Source organism: Rhizobium esperanzae, assembly GCF_002204185.1.
GTDB lineage: Bacteria > Pseudomonadota > Alphaproteobacteria > Rhizobiales > Rhizobiaceae > Rhizobium > Rhizobium esperanzae.
In genome coordinates this window covers 1-16,394 of the sequence record NZ_MXPU01000003.1, presented here as the reverse complement: position 1 = coordinate 16,394, position 16,394 = coordinate 1, and the positions used below count along the sequence as shown (strand labels likewise).

Here is a 16,394-nt window from a genome sequence, read left to right as displayed (position 1 = left end):
GCCTCCCCACTGCGTTCCATGTCATAAACACGGGTCTCTCCCTCCTGCAGGGTGACGAAACTGTCCTTATCTACCCCCTCTTTCTCCAAGGCTTCCCGCAGGCTCGCCCGAGCCTGCTCAAAGGGTTCGGCCGCGAGCTGAAAAGTACCGAAATGCATGCCGATGCTCAGTTTTGCGCCCAAGTCCTTGTGCGCGACGACTGCTTCGGCAGGGTCCATATGGACCGGTTTCATGAACCAGCGCGGCGCATAAGCGCCGATTCCAAGAAGCGCGATGTCCGGAGCGCCAAGGCGATTTCCGATCTCGGCAAAGTGCGTCGCATAGCCTCCATCGCCGCCGAAATAGACGCTGCGTCTAGCAACCAGACCAAATATCTGCAGATGGAGCAGGCGACATTTGAGGTGCTGTGCGAAATCTGGCCGCAGGCGGAGCGACGCCGGGCGCTGCGCGTGGTGGCGATGGTGTCTGTCGGCGCGTTGCGCCTTGCGATCGACCGCTGGGCGGAAGAGCAGGGACAAAAGTTCCTTTCTGACTATGTGAGAGAGGCCTTCGCCGATCTGAAAGCTGAGTTGGCCAATGCATAATGGCCGATAAGAAGGCTTGGACCGCTGGAAAATTGGCAAAAAAATAGAGCATTTCCGGACGCAGACAGAAACGGAAATGCTCTCAGTTCGGTGCGAAGCTTACCAGAGTCGGCTTCGCACCTCTCACATCTCGCCATGTGGCTATTCGTCTGGCGCCGCCGACGCGGCGTTTTCCAGCGAGGTGCGGATCTGATCAATCTTGCCGTCGGCATCGCCAACCCCGAGAATAGTCTTGGCTTCATCCAGGACCGTCGGGCTGACCTGACCGGTTTTCGTTGCGGAAGCCAACGCGTCCTCCAGCGCCTGATCGCCCAGCAGGGGATCGTCGGCCGCAGGCTCGATACCGTTGTCGATTTCATACTGGGCATAAGCCACGGCGTAAGCCGAGATGGCAGTCATGCGTGGATCCGATGTATTCATCAGCGCCCGATAGTTCCGCTTCAAGGAATTCAGTCCCGCAAGCTGCGCCGACAGGTTCTTCTCCTTCGTGCTGGTGGCTGCGGTGTCTGACTTGCCCGATTTGGACTTGCCTGCTGCCTCGGATGATTTGCCTTTCGCGGCTGACGAGTTGGAGTTGCCATGGGTTGAACCACTGTTCTGGCCGCCACCATTTCCATGGCCGCCGCCGTTACCACCGCCGTTGCCGCCGCCATTGCCGCCACCGTTTCCACCGTCCTTTGCCAGGGCGTTCATGTCGAGCCCGGCAAGCGTTGCCGGGCTTGCTGCAAGCGTCAGCGAAAGCACGGCCAGGGACGCTAAGGTTGTTATCCGCATCGTTTCCTCCAATGAGACCAGATGCCGTGCAACTGCACGACGAGATCTGACTTGGAGGATAGATTGCTATCGCGCTCTGCACATCGGACGGAGGTCTGGCGAAAGGCCCCGGCTATGGTCCCAGAAGAAGCATCCGGGACTCGACCTGCGGGCGGCCATGGTCGAAGCTCGCGAAGGCGCCAGAACCGGTTCAGGGAAGACTATCGCGAGCTTTCCAGGTGGCTCTCGCCACGCAGAAGGTTCAGCCAGGCCTGCGACACTTTCTCTCCGGCTGTGCCCCCGAAGTGGCAATCGTCGTAGCGGTCGTCTCCATCGAGTAACGCGTCAGAATTGACGCCCTCTCGGATACCGTGGCCACTTCTTGATAGAGCCAGTTGCGCCCGTACGATCGCATTGTCCGGAATGTGTTCCTTGAAGCCGCCGTTGCTCGGTTCCAGGCATTTCGATGCGATCGAAATGTAAACGGGTGCTTCGACGCCGTGCTGACGCAATGTGTCGACCATCGACATGAAATGTTTTTGATAGGCCTCCCCGGTGGTGCCGTGAACGAGGTCTGCCTCTCCTTGCACCCAGAGGACGCTCGTTATCCGATAACCGGAATCGTGAAGCTGTTTCATTGTATCGACAAGCATAGGATTGAGGTCACCGCCTGTCGCCCATCGTGCGACCTCTGATCCGCCGTATGCGAGAGGTGCGAGGACGACGCTGTCGTTTTGTCCCGACGCGATCAATTTGTTCCCAAGAAGCGTCCAGTACTCTCCCTTGGTATTGGTCGAGCCAAGAAGCGGCGACGCCGCGATGAAGCACCGTTTGTCAAAGGCGTTTACAACGCGAGCGCCATAATCCGACCGGTGCCGTTGTCCACCGTAGTTGGCCGCGTTCGATTGGCCAAGAATGAGTAGGACAGCAGTTCGATCAGTTTGAGCGGGGCAGGTCACAGCGGTTTTTGATTCATCGGCAATGAGTCGTTCCTTGTCGTCGAAAGTATAACGGCTTGGAGCTGCCGCCTTCTCTCCGATTACCATTTTCTTCGCCGCGGAAAGTTGCGGCCAAGGAAAGATCTCATGTCTCGCGCTCGTGCCGCCGAGAAGGTACATGGCGATCAGGGCTGCCAGGCCGACTGCTACTGTTTTACGCATGTTGTTACCTTTAAACATCATTCGGATTATTCGAAGCTATTCCAGCCACGAAAGTTCCTTTACACCTGCCACATCTGCTTGCTCGGGCATGCTTTTTGCAAAAAGAGTTCGTCGCGAAATCCGAGCCCCGATCGTCGACTAGTCGCGTGGCGTCGCCAAAAACCTGCTCTAAACTATAGATCGGACCAGTGATTACAATCATCCGGATGGGTGAGAGATCGTACTCCGCAGCATCAGCTTCATGGAGAAAACTCCCGTTGCTCGTCCACTGAAAGACGATCACAGATTGTGGCCCGAAGGACAACGTGGGAGCAGAGCACCGGCTATTCGTCGCGGCCAACCGGTGGGGTCGGCTCGGGAGGGTCGATCCGGTCGGGCATCACCGCGGTCGTTGGCAAGATTGGGCGCGACTGCATCTCCCGCGGGTCAGCCCGAGACAGGAATGAAGAAGGAGAGTTGTTTGCCGCAAATCACGCCAGGCGCAAATCGAGCAGCGGGTGCAGCTTCTTCAGATTCGGGAGGGATTTTGCCTGCCACGGATGTTGATTGGTGCCTTTGACGATGAGCAGGAGGTCGCCCATCTTTCTGGCTTCGATTGTCAGCTTCGCCAGGAGGTTGATGCCCGACGAATTCAGGAATTCAAGGCCCGTCAGGTTGAACGTCACTTGTTTGTGCCCCTCATGGAGCAGGCCTGTTATCAGTGAATAGATCGGCGCATAGGCGTCCGGGCCTGCCAGGCGGAAGACGCCATCAAAATACACCTCGTTTTTTTCCGCCCATACGCGGAAGTTCTCGTCGCTGATTTCCATTCTTCGCTCACAGATTGGAGGAGGGGGGCATCGCCACAGCTGCAGTCGTCGTCAGTATGATATGCTCGTCATTATTCTCTTCGAATGTCCATGCCATTCTCGCGTCGTAATCGCTCAAAAGGGTGAGCAGGCCTAAACCGGAACCGCTTTCTGGCGATATGGCGTTGATTTCGATTTGCTCAAGAAGAAGTACACCGGGCTCCTTCGATTGAAGGCGGTGCAGGAGCTGCTGGAATCGAGACGCTGTCGCGCTGTCGACGGCATTCTTGACCCTGAACAGAAAGCTTCCATCGATTATGCCGGCTTCGATAAGGATCTCGCCAGGCTGTCGGAATTTGACGGCATTTTCGATCAGCTCGTTGCTGAGGTATCCAATATCATGATGCGCCTGCAGGTAATCTTTCCTCGACCGGGAGTAGGGCAGCGCCATGATCTCCGCTATGAAGTCCGACGTCATTCCTGAATGCTTCCATCCAAGCTGAAGCGGCCCGTCACTCAATGTCAGGCGAGCGCCAGAATCCAGGCTGATCTCCGCCAAAGATTCGATGCCGTATATTTTGGGCGCCATGTCTCACCTATGCCGTACTGCGAGAAGCGTGATGTCGTCGTAGATCTTCTGCGATCCGATGAAGTGCATTAGTGTCGCGACAATTCCGGAAACGACCTTCTCGGCGCTCTGACCCTTCAAGCGAAGCGCTTCGCTACAGAGACGTTCGATGCCAAACATTTCCCCCGAGTCGTTTGCTGCTTCTGTTACCCCGTCGGTGTGCAGGAGGATGAGGTCGCCCTTCTCGAACGCAATTTCGCGAGTTTTGATGAATGCAGAAATATCGGCGTCTAAGCCGATTGGAATGCCGAGATCCATGGTGTCGACGCGTTGGATCTCACCGTTCGCCCGCACAATGACAACTTCCTCGTGCTGCCCCGACAAGATCATTTCCCGGCCGTCATAGTCCAGAAAGGCCAAGGTCAGATGTTTGTCTATTTTCGTCCTCACTATGTTCTTGAACAGGGCGCTGTTTAGATCCGCCAGGAATTTGACGGCATCGGTGTTTCCCGCCTCCTGAAGGGCGCGGGCGACAGACTGGACCATCAGCATCAATACGCCGCTTTCTAGCCCGTGGCCGGTGACGTCGCCGATGCCGATCTTCAGCCGCCTTCCGTTCTTCAATACGTCGTAATAATCGCCGCCGACTTCTTCCGCCGGTCTCATATAGGCTGCGATCTCGATGTCCTGAAATTCCTCCAGCTCCTGTTGCAACGGAAGAACCATAAGCTGGATTCTTTCAGCGACGGCCACCTCTGTTCCGAGACGGCGATTTTCTCGCTGGAGCTGTGCGTTCAGCGCCGAAATTTCTTCCTTCTGATCTTCGATCTGGGCCGTTCGTTCTTCGACAAGTTGCTCGAGATTTTCGGTGTGATAGCTGATCTGTTCGGCCATCCGATTGAATGCTTCACCAGCTGCGCCGACCTCATCTTTGCTTGTTATCGCCACTCTGACCGAATAGTCCTGCGCCTGAATGCGTTTAGCGGCCCCCGCAAGTGCGCTGATCCCGCTCGTTATGCGTTTCGAAGCCGCAAACACAGCGATCGTCACGATCAGCAGCGACATCAAGATCGCCAGGATCTGATAGATCACGATCCGGTTGGTGGCCTCGGATATTTTCGCTTGGGCGGCGTAGAGGGAGGCATCGATTTCCCGTTCCGGCACAACCACTCCCAGCAACATCGCCTCTTGCCGAACCGGACCGCTGGACCAGAGATTGGTCGCGGGTAGCTTCTTGACGATGACGATATAGGGGACCTCATTGCCGTCCCGCTGCAGCAGCAGATGTTGAATGCCCTGCTCCCGGTCGAGCGCCAGTTTCGCTATCGCAGGCTGAGAGCTTCCTTTCAAGGAGCGCTCCAGCCCGGTCACGCCGGTTCCGCTCGCACCACTCGCGGAACGCAGTCCGAGCGTCTGTTCGCCTGTGCCGTTGATCGCGACCACGTTTCCGTCGGACATGGCCAGGAAGCCGAAGCCGGACTGGGCCACCTTCACATTTTCAACCGTCTGGGCGAGCTGGTCGAGCGTGATATCGGCGCCGGCCGTCCCGGCGACGTCCTTCCGGTCGGCGGTCCAGAGCGGATGAAAGAAACTGACGATCAGCTTGCCGGTAATGGCATCCGTATATGGGGCCGTCTGCGTGATATCGTCTGCGACGGGTCGAGTTTTCGTGTCCCGGGCCCAGCTCTGCCAGGACTCATAAAGGCCCGGAAAAAAGAAGTTCCAGAAATCAGCTTCGTTGTGCCCGGGATAAAGGCGGTCAAAGGTCTGAGCCTGGTCGGTGTAGGGCGCCGTTCTGAAAATCGGTCGCTCCCTCGGTCCGATGTAATACATCTGCAGCTTTGAAGCGCCGTGCTGCAGCAGGGTCGGCGCAACGAGATCGAGAACAGCGCTTGTCTCTATATCTCGCCGGATTTCAGGTTTCGGCTGATGGTCATCACCGAGCAGGTAACCCCAGACGCTGACGACCGAAGCGGAGCCGGGCGCGTTCTGAGACCACTTCCCCTTCTCGTCGTAAGACAGACTGACGCTGCCAGGCGACGTGCGGGCGATCGCCGCTCCGACGTCGGAATTGCGGGTGGGATTGTCGATCTGCCCCTGGAGCACGCCCGCCAAGGTGTCGACGTCGTTGTGAACCTGGCGCAGGAGCAGCGTCACTTGGGCTGCGGTCGAATCGGCATAGGTGCGGATATATTCCTGGCTGGCGGCTTCGAGGCCCTGGCCGACTTCGAGCGTTGCGTCGCGCGACAGCCTCTGAACATTCCAAAGCGCCAGGCCACCGCTGACCAGCAGGTCGAAGAGAACGGCACCACCGACGACCAGGATGAATTTCGCCCGAAACGAGCTCAGTCCCACCGGCCTTTTCGATAATGCCCCATCCATTACAGCGGCTTTCGACCAGAGGCTGCCCAGATCGGCCAGCCTGCGTAACCCTTGGGGTGAAGAGCGGCAAAGACGTGATCCTTGAATCCTTGCCGGAATCGGCGAATGAAATCCGGCGAGTCGCCGCGGCGGACGGCCATCTCGCCTGCATAGACATTTTCCCAGGCTTCGATGATGTCTGCGAAGTCCTGGGGATCACCGTCAAGATTCGTGACCATGAAGCAGTCGACTTGGATGCTATCGAATCCGGCATTGAGCAGGAGGTGGCGGCTTTTCGGCCCCATCTCGACATCCATGTCGAAATGCCTGAACAATTTCGCCACCTCCTCGTAGGTCCATTTAATCGAGTCGCCATGCGGCTCACCCAAACAATGCGAATTCTTTTCATTCGTGATGTAGACACGGCCGCCGGGCTTGCAGATGCGATAAAGCTCCCGCAGCAGCATCTCGGGGCGGTCAAAAATTTGCAGCGAGTGCCGGCAGGTCACGAAGTCGAATTGATTGTCTCGAAGCAGCATCTGAGAAGCATCGCCATAGGTGTACTCGATGCCTTCCAGGCCGAACTCGGCGGCGACTTTGCGGGCATAGTCGAGACTGCGGACCGAGTGGTCCAGTGCGACAAGGCGGGTCGGGTTGAATTCCCGTTGAACCAGAGCTGCGAAATCACCAATGCCGCAACAGATGTCGGCCATGACAAGGCCGGGGCGCAGACCGTGGCGTGGCAAAAGTTCGCGTTCGTGCCTCCATGTCATTTTCGTCTGCGTGCGCAGAATGGGAATGAAGCTCTCGTCCTCGACAAAGCTTTGCCCGGGATAAAAGGCCGAATCATAGACTTCCACCGATACGTTTGGTTGCGATGCCGTCAACGTCTCGAACAGCGAGGCAGACCACGCCATCACGCTCGACGTAATGATCTTAATCTGCCGTTCCGGCCTGGTTCGGCAGCCTGCCGCCACCACATCGGAAAGGGCGGCGAAGGCCGTCAGATTGATGTGCGTCAGGCGTTTGACGTTGAGGTAAACGATGCCGCTATATCTCTCCAAACATTGCCGCATCAGTTCGAGGGCATCGGCAATCTCCGCAGTGCTTTCGGGCCGCATCTTGCCGGACAGCACGAGCTCTTGATTTGTCGGATCAAACCGCACGGTGTAGGGCAGGGGAAGCAGGCTCATTGGAAATCCTCGGCGGAGGGGAAATCGGCAATGATTTCGATCCCGTCCTCGCCGTCTCTCTCGATGCGGATAGCGGCGCCTAATATAGTCGCCAGATTACTGAGCAAGGCCTCATCGGGCTTGGTAACCAGGTGACCTGAGCCGTTATCGAGGCCAGGCGCTATTTCGCTTGATCCTACCTTGATATGTTTGCGGCGGAATTCCTCATCGCAAGGAAAGGCAATTCTCAGCCGGTTGAACGTCGCGTTGCGTGAGAGGCTGAAACGTATCTTTCCCCGTTCGTTTGTCGCGCGGAAGGCGAGCTCTACCAGCTCGTTTGCCGCGACCGAAAGAAAGTTGGAGTAGCGAGCCGGATCGCTGTGACCCTGACCGAGGATGTCGGAGAGATATTCGGTAATCTCGTCGCAAAATTGCCATTGAGATTTGAACATCGCAACGTTCATTTCCAGCGATACCATCGGCACAAATGCGTGGTCGTCGAAGCGGGATGCTTCCTCTTCCAATATGCCCTCCGTTCGTCTGTCAGGAGCGTTGGATCTGCATGCAATGTAGAAGCACGGCGAAAAGTTTCGAGCACTATTGTCGAGCGTGGCTTTTGGATGCTTCCGCCCCTTTGATGAATTCGTCAATGGCCTCCACGGGAAGCGGCCTGCTCAGCAGATAGCCCTGAAGCCTGTCGCAGCCCACACTGTGCAGCCATTCCGCCTGCCCCGGCGTTTCAACTCCCTCGGCTGTCACTTGCATGTCGAGGTCATGTGCAAGGTTCACGATACAGCGGACGATTGCTTGGCTTTTCAGATCGGTTTCGAGATCGGTGATAAAGTATTTGTCGATCTTAATCGTGTCGAAAGGGAATGTCTTCAGATAGCTCAGGGACGAATATTCGGTGCCGAAGTCATCCAGCGAAATTCGTAAGCCCAGTAAGTTGAGCGTGTTGAGCGTATCAATGTTGTTGACGGTACGCTCGAGCAGTACGCTCTCGGTTATTTCGAGCTCCAGACGCTCGGGCGGTAGTCCGACCAGGTCCAGTGTCTGGGAAATCCGGTCGGTCAGGCCGCTTGTCAAAAATTCAGCCGCTGACAGATTGACGGCGACGAGGTAGTTCTCCGGCCATTTCATCGCCTCACGACATGCCTGCTCTAAAACCCACGCGCCAATGTCTGGCATCATTCCGTCCGCCTCGGCCATCGGAATGAACGCCGCCGGTGGAATTTTTCCAAGCAGGGGGTGGTGCCATCTTATCAACGCCTCGAAGCCGACAATGCAGCCGCCCTCGGCAATCGGCTGGTATTCGACATAGAATTGCTGTTGGTCGAGCGCCATACGCAGACTGCGGCGCAGCAGTTCCCGCTGCTCCAGCAATTCTAGCATTGTTGGGTCATAGGCTTTTGCCCGACCACGCCCCTCTTTCTTGGCATCGTAGAGTGCGAGGTCGGAAGCTTTCATCAGTTGTTCCGGACTCGTGCCGTCCGGCGGAGCGGTGGACATGCCGATGCTTGTACCGACAAAGAGCGCGATGCCGTCTATCGTGAAGGGTTTTTTGAATGCGGCAACCAGGTCTTCCGCCAAGCGGTGCGCTTTGGCCGGATGTCCTTCGCCCACGGAGATCACCGTGAATTCGTCGCCGGCCAATCGATAGGCCCTGTCATCGCTGGAGAGGCAGGCTTGGATACGCCTTGCAGCCGATTGAAGAAGCTTGTCGCCCGCGGCATGCCCGAGCGTGTCGTTGACAGGTTTGAAGTCGTCAAGGTCCAGTTGCATTAATGAAAGGGTCTCGCTCGAGGCTGCAGTTTCCTGCAACAGCGCGCTCAGGTCCTCGCTGAATTGGCGCCGGTTCGGCAGTCCAGTCAGCGGATCATGAGTGGCGAGATGTAAAAGGGTTGCGCGCTCGTTGTCATCGTGTTCCTCGGATCGAACCACGGCAAACAGATCACCGATCCGATAGATCGTCAAATCATGTGATCCGCCGAGTGCGCCTGTTATTCGCAAAGGCTGGGCGCTGTCACCCAGTGAACGGAAAGCGAGCATGACGGCCGATTTGTCCAGCTCCGGAAAAAGCTCCCAGAAGGACGCGGCTGGTTTGACGGAAGCGGGCAGCGCATTGCCAAGCAAATTTTCAACCGGGTTGAAATCGCGATCAAAGAATAAAAGCCGGTCGATCAAGCCCCAAGTTATTGCCTCCGTTTTTTCGAGGGCCAAGCGGGCAGCAGGAATTTTCCGCATGTCGGAGGCTCTCCCTGATTGAATGTCCTACCAGATACTATAGCAACTCAACTCCCGCACAACTTGTGCACCTTAAGAAATACATTAGGCATTTCTGATTAACAATCCCTAACATCTGCCCAATGTGCTTGCGGCTGTGGATGCGCGCGCACTGGTCCGACGAAGTGGTTGCTGCCATCGAAAGGCGGCTGCAGGGGCTGACGAGAGAACGGATTGCCGCGCGATTGTTCGTGCGCTGCGGCTCAGGCAATGGCAGCCCACTGTTCGCGCACCATCTGGCGCAGGGCCAGCGCCTCGGCCCATCAGGGAATGGCGGCAAAAGTCTCGGCGGCACCGGCCATGTTCCGCGCTGCTGTTTCGGCCTGCGCCCTGGCGTTGCGCCAGCTCTCATAGCGGATATGCCCTCCGCCGGGTTGGGCGACCGCCGCGCAATCGCCCGCCGCGTAAATGTTCGGCGCGCTGCTGCGAAGATGCCGGTCCGTCAGAATTCCGTTGCCTGTTGCCAGTCCCGCCGCGTCCGCCAGGGCGGTCTCGGGCAGGACCCCGATGGCGCTGACGATGAGATCGGCGGGGACCACGCTGCCGTCGCTGATGGTGACGCCGTCATCGCCGATTGCGGCAACGCCTCGATCGAGGTGGAAACGCACACCTTCGGCAGCGCCTGCTCAGATCAGAGCCACGCGAACCTCTCCGTCGATCACCTCCGCCGGATAGGTTTTCAGATTCTCGCAGGCGGGCAGCCTCAAGGCTTCGCCGGTGCGATAGTCAAAGGCGCCGGAATGCTTCGGACATTCGACCTCGAAATCCATCACCAGCCCGTCGGCGAGATGGATCGCCTCGTGGGTGCAGAGGCCGGCGGTGCAATAGACACTGTCATCAGGGCCGCGATAGATGGCGTAGGTGCGCCCGCCATGGTCGAAGCGGATGACGCCTTCCTGTTCGATGTCCTCGAGTTTGACGGCTGTGATCCAGGTCATTCGGCGGCTTCTCCGACTTCCAGGGGGGCCTTGCGGGCCGCGAGTTTTTCCTTGCGCCTGCGGTAGCGCTCCTGCATCTGCGCCTCGCCTTCGGCAGAGCCGTCGTGCCAGGTGCCGAACCACTTATCGAGCGGGATCAGGGCGTCGCCATAGTTCACCTCGAAATATTTGTGGTGGAGGTAATGCGCATAGGCGTGGCTATCGATGAGCTTGTCCCCGCCGATTTCCACCTTGTCGAAGCCGACATGGCCGGGAATGGCGCCGAAGCCGGCATAATGCAGTTGGTAGAGCATGAGTATCGGATTGGACGGCAGGATCAGGTGGTAGAACGCTGTGCCGAGATAGAGCAGGTGCTCGACCGGATGCATCGACAGCGACGACCAGGGCGAGGGATTGACCGAGTTGTGGTGGACCGAGTGCACCCACTTATAGAGGAAGGGCGTATGGATGAGCCTGTGGATGCAGAAGAAGTGGAACTCGTGAATGATCGGCACGACGAGCGCAACGAGAGCAAGTGTCCAGGGGTGCTCCGCGAAGCTCAGCCAGGGGGCGTAACCGTTGGCGTAGGCCCAGAGCATCGCAGCTTCGATCGCCGTCCAGATCGTCACCCCCGACAGGAAGGTGCGCAGCATGTTGTCGACGTTCTGGCGCTCGAACCAGAAGGCCTTGTTCTTTTGCTCGGACGGAAATTTTCCGTTGTATTTGAAACGATTTTCCTGCCGCTTCAGCACATAGAGATGCACTTCGAAGGCGCCGTAGAAGAGCAAAACGCAGATCGCGTTCACGGCATAGAGCCAGGCGATCCAGCCGATGTCGAGCGTTTGCATCGTTTCCACCGGCGGAATGACCCAGGCCCAGTAAGCGACGGCGGAGGCGGCAAAAATCGCGTTCCAGGGAAAGAAGTAATGCGGCAGCCATTTCAGGATCGCCATCAGCCGCAGCGGAAACGCAAACAGCGGGGCGGTTTCGGCCGGCTGGTTCGGCGCCCAGTCGCCGCGCTTGTTGCGCGTGCCGAATTTCAGATCGTCCATTGCTCTCTCCTCCGGGCGGATGGGAACCTCCCGCCCGCATATGTATCCTGATCGGAGGAGCGCGCTTTTCGCGCCGGGATGTCGCGGCTCTCGACGCCCGCTCTCCTCCTGTCTTGAAAGTAGCAGGAGATCTTCGCGGCGACGAAGCCATTTTTGATCAAATTAGATCAAGCGCTTTCCTTGGTGATTGTGATGAAGCGGATGGGTGCGCGATCCGGTTCGATGTCGGTCAAGCCGATCCGGCGCAGGATCAGATCGAGCGATCGCCTGGCCTGCGCCTCGGGGGCCTGGTCGAGGACCACATCCATGATGCCGTCCTGCAGGGCGCTGCGCGTATAGTCGGTGAGCTCGTGGCCGACGAAGAAGATGCCGCGTTCGCGCGCATGCCGCCGCAGCACATCGATCAGCGCGGAATTGCCGCCGCCGGCATTGTAGAGGCCGGCAAGGTCGGGATACATCCGTAATGCTGAGGACAGGAGTTCAGCGCCGAGATGCTCTTCGTCGAGGCCGAATCCCAGGCACTGGAAGCTGGTGGTGCCGGGGTGCTCGAGAAAATAGTCCGAAAAGCCGCGGATGCGATCGCGGTGCACCTGATAGATCGGATGGCAGATTGCAAAGACGGGACCGGTTCGGCGGGCCATTCGGCTGATAAACAGCGCTGCCGTCCGGCCGGCGGCATAATTGTCGATGCCGACGAATTCGCCTGTATTTTCCGAGGCGCGAGTGACGACGTGGACGACCGGCAAGCCTTGGGCGCTGACCTTTTGGACGGCCGCGCCAATCTCCGGACTGCTGGGCACCGCCAGGATCAGGCCTGCGCGCCGCAGGCCGACCGACAAGATGCGGCGCGCGATTTCTTCCGGCTTCATCTCTTCGGTAAAGCTGCGATGCACGATGACCAGCGGGTCGAGGGTTGCCGCGATCCTCTCGAACGCTGCGGAGAGCCGCTGATAGAACGTCGTTTCAGGACGCACCATCAACACCTCTATTCGCAAGAGGCCGCGATGGGTGTCCGGAAGCTTGCGGGGATAATCCAGAGCGCGCGCGGCAATGATCACCTTTTCGACAAGCTCGGGGCGAACGCCGCCACGTCCGTTCAGGACCCGCTCGACCGTGGCAGTCCCGACGCCGGCCTGGCGGGCGATATCCCGATAATTCGGCTTGCTCACTTTTCAATCCCTGGAATAGCTAACGCGATGTGATCGATCCTATGGGCAATCCGTCCTTCTTCATACAGCCGAGCCCCAAAACTCACAGAGCTCGTCGGTGCGGGTTAAGCGGCACCTGCTGCTGGCGCAAGGAAAGCTTGTATCGCGGGTGCAGTCGATCTATGATTTCTCCCAATTCAGCATGAGATTGCAGGCAGTATTCACCGTTAAACCGGGCGCGGGAGACTTTGTCCTCCGGCCGGCCAAAGGAGCTGGGCAATGAAAATTCTCATGGTTCTCACATCACATGACCAGTTGGGAAATACCGGCAGGAAAACGGGATTCTGGCTCGAGGAGCTCGCCGCCCCTTATTTCGTCTTCCGTGACGCCGGCGCCGAGATCGTGCTCGCTTCGCCGAAAGGAGGTCAGCCTCCGCTCGATCCGAAGAGCAACGAGCCGGCGTTTCAGACGGAAGACACGCGCCGATTCGAACGCGACCCGGCGGCCACAGCTGCGCTCGCCAACACGTTGAGGCTGTCTGACGTCGACCAGGCCGATTACGATACCGTGTTCTTTCCCGGCGGCCATGGGCCGCTCTGGGACCTGACGAACGACCACAACGCCCACACGTTGATCGAGGAGACGCTTGCTGCGGGAAAACCGCTGGCGCTCGTCTGCCACGCGCCGGGGATTCTGACCAAGGTCAGGGCGCCGGACGGCGGGCCGATCGCAAAGGGTCGGACGGTGACCGGATTCACCAACTCCGAAGAGGCCGCCGTGCAGCTCGTCGATGTCGTGCCCTATCTGCTCGAAGACGTGCTGAGAGAGCAGGGGGCGAAGTTTTCGGCGACGGAAGACTGGGCCGTACACGTCGTCCAGGACGATCAGCTGATCACCGGACAGAACCCGGCCTCGTCGAAGCAGGCCGCCCGCCTGCTGCTCAACGCGTTGGGCGAGCAGGCCGCAGCCTGAGTCCGATGGCAACGCCTGCCGACATTCCTACACCAGATGAAAGGCGCCAGGCATGAGCAGGAAATATACCGGGAAATGCGCCTGCGGTGCGGTGCAGTTCGCCTTCGATACCGATCCGACCTTTGTCGCCGACTGCCATTGTCTGGATTGCAAGAAGGCCTCGGGCGGCGAGGCCGCCACTTCGCCGTGTCGCAGGATGATTTCACGCTGATGGCCGGCACGCCGAAAGCGTTTCATTACATTGCCGATACCGGCAAGGGGCTTGACCGCAACTTCTGCCCCGATTGCGGCGCAAGGCTGTTCAGCAGCAACCTCGAAAGTTTCCCTGGCATGGTCTTTGTTACACTCGGCAGCCTCGACCGGCCCGAGCTGATACAGCCTGGGGTCGAGATGTTCACCAAACGCCGGTTGGCCTGGGCAACGCCGCTCCATCTTCCGCAGTTCGAGGGCATGCCGAGCTGACACACGCATACCCGAGTGATTTTTCTTGAAGAAAAGATCGATCCCGTGTCGGATCGGTGAGGATTTGTCCGTCCTTAGCTCGTTCATTCCGTCCATTAAAGGATCACGACCATGCCAAGCACCATACGACTGCACCGCGTTTTCGCCACCAGCCCGGAGAAGGTCTATCGCGCCTTCATCGAGGCCGATGCGCTCGCCAAATGGCTTCCGCCGAACGGCTTCCTCTGCACCGTGCATCACCTGGAGCCGGCCGTCGGCGGCACCTTCAGAATGTCCTTCCGCAACTTCACCACCGGCAACAGCCACGCCTTTGGCGGCGAATTTCGTGAGCTCGTCCCGGGCGAACGCGTTCGTTACACGGACACGTTCGACGACCCGAACCTGCCGGGCGAAATGGAAGTCACGGTGACGCTGAAGAAAGTCTCGGTGGGCACTGAGGTGGAGATCACCCAGGCCGGCGTGCCCGATCTCATCCCGCCCGAAGCCTGCTATCTCGGCTGGCAGGAGTCGCTGCGCAATCTGGCTCGGGTCGTCGAGCCTGACATCAACGAATGATGCAATTGCGCGAGACTTGACGAGCGGCGCCGCACAGCCGCTCGTCACCTCTCCACCCGTCATTCCACAAATATTCGGTGGAACGGGGGCGGAGAGGCGGAGGTTGCAGGGGCTGGGGCGTGGTCGGCCGCGGTCGGCCCAATTCTAAGCGTAATCCGCGCTTTGCCTGATCGAGCCGACCGTCTCGCGTGCGGGAAGCAGCGAAGACAGCCAAAGGGAATAGGTCAGGGTCATGCCCGTCGATCACAGGGCCATCGGCAGTGTCATCCCCTCGCAGATCAGCCTAGCCATGTCCTGGGGATCGAGCTCCACAGCGCGGCTGCCGGCTCCGGCTGACCGGCCTCCGGGCTTGCTTTCTGCATGTCTTCGAGCACAGACGCGGCGACGGCTTGTTCGGCTGCTGACGAGTTCTGGCTAGAAGTTTCATGATATTTGGATGAAATGATCGGCATGGATTCAGCCGGTGCTGACCTGATCGAGGAAAAGTGGAAACGCTCTGACGTTTGAGCCTGCGCTTCGCCAACGCGCTCGCGCGCCGTCGCACCCCATTGTCCGTCAGGGCGAGTGTCTACGACTTCAGTCTCGGCGATCGCCGTCACGCGTGCGCGCTGACGAGAGGCCTCTCTCGCAGTGAACTCGGGGAGAAATTAACCGTCGCAAGAAAATCGCCTTTCATTTCACAGTATATATGTTAACACTTTATTAGGAGTGGGGAGTATTCCGGTTCTTGTTTAAGAAAAATGGTGTTTGCCTCGACAATACCGGGGTGACCGCGCGTTCATGCGTGCCGTGTTGGCCTGAATAGTCTTGAATCAGTTCCCGGTTACTTGTTTTGTGTTATGGGGGTATTCTAATGGCTACGCAAAGCACCGGTGGCAGCACGACTTCTTTCACCAATACGCCACAGGCGAAGGATGACTCTTACATCTGGACGGAAGATCAGCTGCTCAGTCTCCAGCTCTACAATGCGGCCACCAAAACCATAACCCTTGACGTGATGTCGAATGATCTTGGTGGTAATGCCAAATCCCTCTTCTCGGTCGAAGACGGAGATGGCAATCCAATTACCACTGACTATGAGCTTCTTGCGAAAGACGTCGGAGCGAATGGTGCATCTGCCTGGGAGACGACCCTGCTCGGCAATTGGGTCAGAATCAACAATGGAAAGATTGAATACCGTATTAGCGATGGAAGCGGCATCGCGGGCTCGGGCGCGGATATCAACACGCTGTCTGCCGGTGAGATCCTCAAAGACAGTTTCGTCTATGCGATACGGCTCGGCAATGGCACGTTGAGCGAGGCAAATGTCTCAATCTCGCTCACCGGCGCCAACGATGCGGCTGCGATCGTCGTCGATGCGACGGTGACCGACGACCGGGCGACGGTCGAGGCGGGGGCAGCCGGCAGCGGCGATCCGAGTGCCTCCGGCAAGCTGACGGTCAGCGACGTCGACGACGGCGAGGCGGTGTTTGCCGCCCCGGCCTCGCTCGACGGCATCTATGGCAGCTTCAGCTTCAATGCCGCCACCGGCAGCTGGACCTATACGCTCGACAACAGCCGGGCGGCGACGCAGGCGCTCAACCAGGGCGACGCGGTCAGCGATACGCTGAGCGTCAGCT

The 16,394-nt window shown here is 58.5% G+C and carries 14 protein-coding genes and 3 pseudogenes; 4 read left to right on the top strand and 13 right to left on the bottom strand.

Annotation, left to right across the window (positions count from 1 at the left end; genetic code table 11):
• Positions 1-209: 209 nt before the first annotated feature.
• The 13 genes and pseudogenes from B5E41_RS32745 to B5E41_RS04375 form a co-directional block, all read right to left on the bottom strand.
• Positions 210-518 (bottom strand): annotated as a pseudogene (locus B5E41_RS32745) (MBL fold metallo-hydrolase); the annotation flags it as partial.
• Positions 519-725: 207 nt separating this feature from the next.
• On the bottom strand, positions 726-1,358 hold the full coding sequence (locus B5E41_RS04435; protein ID WP_088391400.1) for a hypothetical protein: 633 nt from the start codon (positions 1,356-1,358) through the stop codon (positions 726-728).
• 200 nt (positions 1,359-1,558) lie between these two features.
• Entirely contained in the window at positions 1,559-2,497 is a 939-nt protein-coding gene (locus tag B5E41_RS04430) for a sialate O-acetylesterase (RefSeq protein WP_088391969.1), read from the bottom strand.
• Positions 2,498-2,967: 470 nt separating this feature from the next.
• On the bottom strand, positions 2,968-3,306 hold the full coding sequence (locus tag B5E41_RS04420; protein ID WP_085859846.1) for a slr1659 superfamily regulator: 339 nt from the start codon (positions 3,304-3,306) through the stop codon (positions 2,968-2,970).
• Between the two features lie 7 nt (positions 3,307-3,313).
• Positions 3,314-3,874, bottom strand: coding sequence for a slr1658 superfamily regulator (locus tag B5E41_RS04415; RefSeq protein ID WP_088391398.1), 561 nt, complete (start codon positions 3,872-3,874; stop codon positions 3,314-3,316).
• Positions 3,875-3,877: 3 nt separating this feature from the next.
• Entirely contained in the window at positions 3,878-6,235 is a 2,358-nt protein-coding gene (locus B5E41_RS04410) for a SpoIIE family protein phosphatase (protein ID WP_088391396.1), read from the bottom strand.
• Complete coding sequence (locus B5E41_RS04405; protein WP_088391394.1) at positions 6,235-7,407, bottom strand: class I SAM-dependent methyltransferase; 1,173 nt, start codon at positions 7,405-7,407, stop codon at positions 6,235-6,237. Before B5E41_RS04405 ends, B5E41_RS04410 begins: the two co-directional genes overlap by 1 nt.
• Positions 7,404-7,910 (bottom strand): hypothetical protein, encoded by a 507-nt coding sequence (locus B5E41_RS04400; protein ID WP_088391392.1) that lies wholly within the window; start codon positions 7,908-7,910, stop codon positions 7,404-7,406. The genes B5E41_RS04405 and B5E41_RS04400 overlap by 4 nt, the downstream gene beginning before the upstream one ends.
• 73 nt (positions 7,911-7,983) lie before the next feature.
• Positions 7,984-9,630 carry a putative bifunctional diguanylate cyclase/phosphodiesterase gene (locus B5E41_RS04395; protein WP_088391390.1) on the bottom strand — a complete coding sequence of 549 codons (1,647 nt, stop codon included), beginning with the start codon at positions 9,628-9,630 and terminating at the stop codon, positions 7,984-7,986.
• Positions 9,631-9,935: 305 nt separating this feature from the next.
• Positions 9,936-10,289 (bottom strand): annotated as a pseudogene (locus B5E41_RS04390) (FAD-dependent oxidoreductase); the annotation flags it as partial.
• A 6-nt stretch (positions 10,290-10,295) separates the two neighbouring features.
• On the bottom strand, positions 10,296-10,607 hold the full coding sequence (locus B5E41_RS04385) for a MocE family 2Fe-2S type ferredoxin (RefSeq protein WP_088391388.1): 312 nt from the start codon (positions 10,605-10,607) through the stop codon (positions 10,296-10,298).
• The gene (locus tag B5E41_RS04380; RefSeq protein ID WP_088391386.1) at positions 10,604-11,638 is read right to left on the bottom strand and encodes a sterol desaturase family protein; all 1,035 of its coding nucleotides are present in this window, start codon (positions 11,636-11,638) and stop codon (positions 10,604-10,606) included. The genes B5E41_RS04385 and B5E41_RS04380 overlap by 4 nt, the downstream gene beginning before the upstream one ends.
• A 167-nt stretch (positions 11,639-11,805) precedes the next feature.
• Complete coding sequence (locus tag B5E41_RS04375) at positions 11,806-12,807, bottom strand: LacI family DNA-binding transcriptional regulator (RefSeq protein ID WP_088391384.1); 1,002 nt, start codon at positions 12,805-12,807, stop codon at positions 11,806-11,808.
• Positions 12,808-13,065: 258 nt separating this feature from the next.
• Here B5E41_RS04375 and B5E41_RS04370 point away from each other — a divergent pair, with 258 nt between their 5' ends.
• The 4 genes and pseudogenes from B5E41_RS04370 to B5E41_RS04350 form a co-directional block, all read left to right on the top strand.
• Entirely contained in the window at positions 13,066-13,758 is a 693-nt protein-coding gene (locus tag B5E41_RS04370; RefSeq protein ID WP_088391382.1) for a type 1 glutamine amidotransferase domain-containing protein, read from the top strand.
• Positions 13,759-13,810: 52 nt separating this feature from the next.
• A pseudogene (locus B5E41_RS04365) lies at positions 13,811-14,220 on the top strand (GFA family protein).
• Positions 14,221-14,331: 111 nt separating this feature from the next.
• Positions 14,332-14,775: an SRPBCC family protein gene (locus B5E41_RS04360; protein WP_088391380.1), complete on the top strand. Its 444-nt coding sequence runs from the start codon at positions 14,332-14,334 to the stop codon at positions 14,773-14,775.
• An 853-nt stretch (positions 14,776-15,628) separates the two neighbouring features.
• Positions 15,629-16,394: VCBS domain-containing protein (locus tag B5E41_RS04350; protein WP_210191817.1), on the top strand; the 766-nt coding region annotated here is incomplete at its 3' end.